The sequence below is a fragment of the Faecalibacillus sp. genome (genome assembly GCF_047023275.1).
GTDB lineage: Bacteria > Bacillota_I > Bacilli_A > Erysipelotrichales > Coprobacillaceae > Faecalibacillus.
Genome location: NZ_JBKYAR010000054.1, coordinates 1 through 5,236 on the forward strand (window position 1 = coordinate 1; position 5,236 = coordinate 5,236).

Consider the following 5,236-nt stretch of genomic DNA (forward strand, 5'->3'; position numbering starts at 1 on the left):
TCTTTAGTTGTGGTACCGAGTCAAATTAAAGATCAAGCAACAACAGCTTTAAAGGTAAGTGAAATTTTAAATCTGGATGTAGATGTTTTAAAAGAAAAGTTGAATAAGAAAGTATCAATTCAAAGAATTTCTCCTGAAGGAAGACAATTAGATAATCAAATTGCTACAAAGATACAAAGATTACATTTATCAGGTGTCTATTTAATTAAAGATACAAAAAGATATTATCCAAGAAATAATTATTTAAGTCATTGTTTAGGTTTTGTAGGAATTGATAATCAAGGACTATTGGGTTTAGAGCTGGAATATGATCAATTTTTAAAAGGAAAAAATGGTTCAATAGATTATTACATGGATGCTAAAAGTCATAACTTAAAAATGTATCCAAGTCATTATACGTATAGTCAAAGTGGAATGAATATTTCTTTAACAATTCATAAAGATGTTCAAGATGTAATCGAAAGAGAATTATCAAATGCTTATGATACGTATCAACCAGATAGTATTTGGGCATTAGCGATGAATCCTAAAAATGGAGAGATTTTAGGCATTGCTAGTTATCCTAATTTCAATCCTAATGATTATCAAAATGAGGATAAAAATATTTATAACCAAAATATACCTATTTGGAAAACTTATGAACCAGGATCTACTTTTAAAATCATTACTTTTTCAAGTGCCTTAAATGAAAAATTATTTGATATGGATAAAGATACTTACTATGATAAAGGTTATGAATATGTTTCGGGTGCAAGAATTAAATCATGGAAAAAAGGAGGGCATGGTCTACAGACTTTTAGAGAAGTTTTACAAAATTCATCCAATCCAGGATTTGTAGAAATTGGTAGGAGATTAGGAAAAAAGAGATTGTATCAATATGTTCAAAATTTTGGTTTAACAGAAAAAACAGGGATTGATTTACCTGGAGAATCATGTGGTATTATGTTTGATTATAAAAACTTTCATGAACTTGAACAAGCAACTGTTGCGTTTGGACAAGGTATATCTGTAACTCCATTACAATTGGTAACTGCTATTTGTGCTTGTGTCAATGGTGGCTATTTGTTACAACCGCATATTTTAAAAGAAATCAGTAATAGTTCTAATAATGAAATTGTTAAAGAAGTTAAAAAGAAAGTTAAAAGACAAGTTATTGATGAAGAAACTTCTAGAAAAGTAAGAGATGCCCTAGAAAGTGTTGTGACAGATGGTGGAGGTAGAAATGCTTATATAGATGGTTATCGTATAGGAGGTAAAACAGGAACAGCACAAAAGGCAGTTAATGGGAGCTATGTAGGAGGAGGTTATATTCTTTCTTTTGTAGGGATAGCACCAATCGATAATCCTCAAATTGTTTTATATATTGCGATGGATAATCCTAAAAACTGTATTCAATATGGAGGGACAACAGTTGCTCCAATTGCTAGAAAAATGCTTTTAGATATATTGCCTGCTTTGAATGTTAAAAAAGTTAAATCTCAAAGACAAAAAGCATATTCTATAATGGATAAAAGAACGATCAAAGTAGAAAATTATATTGGTAAAAAAAGAAGTGAAGTTCAAAATATTTCTTTACGTTTTACTTTTGTTGGTAAAGGGACGAAGGTTATAGACCAATTACCAAGAAAAGGAGAGTATGTGGAAGAAGGAGATACAATTGTTATTATGTTAGGGGAATAATATGTTTTGAGATTTGTAGATTCATATGATGATATAGAATATAATTTAAATATAAAATAACAATTGTAAAGGAATTTAGGTGATAGTGATGAATTATGATAAATTTCCAGAAATAAATATAAGTGGATATGAAAATGAAGCTTATACAGGTAAATCAGAAATAAAAAAATATTTAGAAAATCTTGGACAAAAAGAAAATTATTGTTTAACTGTAGATTGTTATCCAGGTGTCGATGACGAAATCTTTGATTTAATTAAAGAAATTTACAAACCTGATTTCGTGATTAAAAGTGAAGATGTATTTTATGAAAAAGATGAACTTAATAAAATGATGAAGCCTTTTTTAACAGAAAATCGTGTAAGAGGAGTCATGTATTATGGAAAGATGGATGATTTTATTGATGATATAAAATTGGGTCAATATCAATCACTTGCTAGTCAAAAAGGTAGAGTTTTGATTTATGGTGTTGGAGCAAGTTATATTGATAAAGGAAATACTTTGATTTATTGTGATCTTGCTCGTTGGGAAATTCAATTGAGATATCGAAAGGGTATGCCTAATTTTAAACAAGATAATGATGATGAAGATGTTTTGAAGAAAATAAAGAGAGGTTTCTTTATTGAATGGAGAATTGCTGATAAGCATAAAATGGATATTTTTGAAAATATTGATTATTTTCTTGATAGTAATCAAAAAGGAAATCCCAAAATTGCTACTGGAAATGCCTTAAGAAGAGCATTAAAAAAGACAACTCAACGACCATTTAGACTTGTTCCTTACTTTGATCCAGGAGTTTGGGGTGGACAATGGATGAAAAAAAATTGTGGCCTTGATGAAAAACAAAATAACTATGCTTGGAGTTTTGATGGTGTTCCAGAAGAAAATAGTCTTTATTTTAGATTTGGAGATACACGTATAGAAATTCCAGCGATGGATTTGGTTTTGTATCAACCAGTAGAGTTGTTAGGAATGAAAAATTATTGTCGCTTTGGTGCTGAATTTCCTATTCGTTTTGATTTTCTAGATACAATTGATGGAGAAAATTTAAGTTTACAAGTGCATCCTTTAACTGAATATATTAAATCTCATTTTGGAATGACTTATACTCAAGATGAAAGTTATTATATATTAGATTGTAAAGATGATGGTGGTGTTTATTTAGGTTTAAAAGAAGGTATTGATAAAAATCAAATGTTAACAGATTTGAAACGTGCTCAAGAAGGTCATATTTCATTTAACGCTGAAAAGTATATTAATAAGTTTCATGCTAAAAAACATGATCATTTCTTAATACCTGCAGGAACAATTCATTGTTCTTCTAAAAATTGTATGGTTTTAGAAATTAGTGCAACACCTTATATTTTTACTTTTAAATTATGGGATTGGGATCGTCTAGGGTTAGATGGTTTACCTAGACCGATTCATATTGAAGATGGTGAAAAAAATATTCAATGGAATAGAACAACATCTTGGGTTAAAGATAATTTAGTAAATCATGTTGAAGTGATTCATGACGAGGATGATTATCTTGAAGAAAAAACAGGATTACATGAATTAGAATTTATAGAAACACGCCGTTTTACAAGTAATCAAATCACCTATCATCAAACAGATCATGGATTTAATATGTTAAATTTAGTTGAAGGGCAAGCAGCACTTATTGAAAGTCCTAAAAATGAATTTGAACCTTATACAGTACATTATGCAGAAACATTTATTGTTCCTGCAAATGTTAAAGAATATACAATTAGACCTTTAAATGATGAAACAATAAAAGTTATTAAAGCATATGTTAGAAATTAAGCGGGCAAAAGTCCGCTTTTATATTGCTTTTATTATCGAATATCGATATAATGGAGCTGAGATAAATATCGATATTCGATAAAGGGGTGAGAAAATGGCTAGAAAAGAATTTGAAACATTAACACCACAAATGTTTTATATCTTACTTGCACTTTATGATCCATTATGTGGTTTAGAAATAATGGAAAAGGTAAATGAAATGACAGAAGGTGATGTTAAAGTGGGTGCAGGAACACTTTATGCATTGTTGCCACGTTTTGAAAATATAGGATATATTCAATTATTAAAAGAGGAAAATAAAAGAAAAATATACATAATTACTCAAAAAGGAAAAGAAAGACTTGAATTAGAAAAGGAAAGGATGCAAAAACAAATTATTTTGTTTATGAAAAAGGATTATGAAGATGAAATATAAGTATACATTTTTAAAAAATAGATTATTTTATGATGAAATATTAATTCCTTATCTAGATAAAATGTCTAAAAAAGGATGGAATCTTGTATCAGTTAATTCGCTTTTTAAGTTTGAAAAATCATCACAAGTTTATAAATATCAAGTAGATTATAATCCATTAACGGATGACTATTTAGAAACTTTAGATTATTTAGGATATGAACATGTTTGTTGTATGCAAGATATGCATATTTATCGAAATGTTAATTTAGATGCAGAAGATTTATCAAGTGATGAAGATATTTTATGTGAAGCAAAATTAAAAATGTTTAAACCTTGGGCAATTGCTATGTGTATTCTTGCGGCTGTGATCTTTTATGGGTTTACAAGTTTCTTTTCTTGGTTGTACCGTTTTTCTTGGGGTTCGATATTTTTAAATTTAAATGTTTGTTTTAGTTTATTTCTTATCTATGTAGGTTGTTTTTTATGGCTATTTGCAGCATTGTTTATTTATTTAAAGAGACGTGCTTTAAAGAAAAGAACGTATTCTTATCAAAAGTTTAAATATTTAGATGGTTTTGTTCATATATTTATAGATATTTTAGCTATTTTGATGATTGGAATGTTATTTGTTTTGAAAATGAATAACTTAAGTTCACTTTTAAGCTTTTTGGGTTATTTTATATTAATTACATTATTTGCGACAATTATTAATACAAAAATTCCTTTAATTAAAAATCCAATCAAAAAGAAAATAGCAGTGATTGTTTCTGTTGCTGTTTTTGTAGGTGTTTACTTTTTGTATAATGAAATTGATTTTTCTAAATTAGATAAACAAGAAGTGACGATTACTTTACCAAAAAACAAAAGAATAGATGAAAAGAATTCAAATCTACTTGTTGATACGACAACTTTTATTCAAAAAATAGGTAAAGATAAAGATGATGGAGAAGCAATTTATTCTTTTGAAGGTTATTATCAATGTTTAAATACTTTTGTTTCAAAAAATATTTTTAAAGAATTGGTTCTTGAACGTGAAAGACAAACAAGAATGCCAAGTGATAAAGAGATTGATCAAATCGTTGAAGAAAAAGGTTCATGGCGTAGTGATGAAATTGGATATAATACGTATCAAAATGTTTTAAAGAAATTTAAAAAAGGAAAATCAAAGTATTTTGATCAAGTTGTTGAAATTGGTCATTATCAATTAGGAATCAAAGGTAAAAAAGTGTTAGTTGTATATGATGAAGATATTGATGATTTTTATCATCATTACATAAACTTTATACAAAAATAATGGTATATGTCAAGCAAAAATGAAAATGTCTCAAAAAAAGTTAAACATTAGCACCAGAACG

General features: G+C 27.9%; 4 protein-coding genes. All 4 read left to right on the plus strand.

The features are described 5' to 3' along the window. The coding region (locus ACLVEP_RS12435) for a penicillin-binding transpeptidase domain-containing protein (protein ID WP_412585218.1) at window positions 1-1,680 on the plus strand (1,680 nt) is incomplete at its 5' end. Between the two features lie 88 nt (window positions 1,681-1,768). Beyond that, the gene (locus ACLVEP_RS12440) at window positions 1,769-3,484 is read left to right on the plus strand and encodes a class I mannose-6-phosphate isomerase (RefSeq protein ID WP_412585220.1); all 1,716 of its coding nucleotides are present in this window, start codon (window positions 1,769-1,771) and stop codon (window positions 3,482-3,484) included. A gap of 94 nt (window positions 3,485-3,578) precedes the next feature. Then, window positions 3,579-3,899, plus strand: coding sequence for a PadR family transcriptional regulator (locus ACLVEP_RS12445; protein ID WP_318000210.1), 321 nt, complete (start codon window positions 3,579-3,581; stop codon window positions 3,897-3,899). Continuing rightward, window positions 3,889-5,175, plus strand: a complete 1,287-nt coding sequence (locus ACLVEP_RS12450; RefSeq protein WP_412585221.1) for a DUF2812 domain-containing protein — start codon at window positions 3,889-3,891, stop codon at window positions 5,173-5,175. The genes ACLVEP_RS12445 and ACLVEP_RS12450 overlap by 11 nt, the downstream gene beginning before the upstream one ends. Window positions 5,176-5,236: the final 61 nt, after the last annotated feature.

Bases quoted from the DNA above. Each gene is read 5' to 3' on its own strand.
- ACLVEP_RS12445 (WP_318000210.1), top strand. From the start codon at position 3,579: ATGGCTAGAAAAGAATTTGAAACATTAACACCACAAATGTTTTATATC.
- ACLVEP_RS12450 (WP_412585221.1), top strand. From the start codon at position 3,889: ATGAAATATAAGTATACATTTTTAAAAAATAGATTATTTTATGATGAA.
- ACLVEP_RS12440 (WP_412585220.1), top strand. From the start codon at position 1,769: ATGAATTATGATAAATTTCCAGAAATAAATATAAGTGGATATGAAAAT.